At 37.1% G+C, this 517-nt stretch carries 1 protein-coding gene; it reads left to right on the forward strand.

Translation table 11 applies throughout. The features are described 5' to 3' along the window. On the forward strand, positions 1–262 hold a 262-nt coding region (locus ACS8FD_RS24565), incomplete at its 5' end, for a thioesterase family protein (protein ID WP_439277766.1). Between the last annotated feature and the right edge of the window lie 255 nt (positions 263–517).

The raw sequence follows: 517 nt of genomic DNA on the forward strand, positions 1-517 counted from the left end.
CTACCTAAAAGAGATTAAATTCTTAGATAAGATGACGGTGAGTAGCGAGCTTGTTGGCTGGGATAAGAAATATATTTACTTTGAAACTCGCTTCTTTGTCAAAAGTCAGCTAATGGGCGTTGGTATGACTAAATTTTTGCTAAAGGATAAACATGGCGATAAGTGTACGCCTGAGGTATTAGATATGGCGGATGAGCAATTGAGCGACGTGATTACCAGTTGGAATAAGCACCAAGTGGCAGTTAAGTCTGAAAGTCGTTAAAACCAAGCCTATCTATACAGTAGAGGCTGAAGTTTGTTAGGATAGTTCATAACACTGATATAGTCGAATTACTTTAAAAGTGTTGTAGCGCTGCTGGGATGAATTTTACGCAGCATCGAAAGATAACAGCACGCAAGTAAAATTTATACCAGTAGCGCGTTCAAATTTATAATCGTTTTGTTTTGAACTTACTATACAAGGCTTAATTAATAATAAAGAGGCACCATTATGACCCCACAAAAACTAAAATGGACA

The organism is Psychrobacter sp. 1U2, assembly GCF_051847575.1.